Below are 222 nucleotides of genomic sequence, written 5' to 3'. Positions count from 1 at the left end.
GAAGTGAAACCAGAGGTTAAGCCAGAGGAAAAACCGGAAGTGAAACCAGAAGTTAAGCCAGAGGAAAAACCAGAAGAAGGAAACAATAATAACCAAAATAACAACAATAACAACCAACAGGAAGCAAAGACTGTAGTTGATAGCTTTAAAACAATTGAAAATAACCAACAAGTAATCCTTGTAACTTCAAAAGGTTATGGTACAAACAATGCACAAATTCGT

Annotated in this window: 1 pseudogene; it reads left to right on the top strand. The window is 35.1% G+C overall.

Features of this window, described 5'->3' with window-relative positions:
• A pseudogene (locus tag MR107_RS31020) lies at positions 1-222 on the top strand (S-layer homology domain-containing protein); the annotation flags it as partial.

The organism is Bacillus cereus group sp. BfR-BA-01441 (genome assembly GCF_022663075.1).
In the GTDB taxonomy this organism is placed as follows: domain Bacteria; phylum Bacillota; class Bacilli; order Bacillales; family Bacillaceae_G; genus Bacillus_A; species Bacillus_A cereus.
The sequence above is the reverse complement of the archived record's forward strand: the minus strand, read 5'-3'. Positions and strand labels throughout refer to the sequence as shown.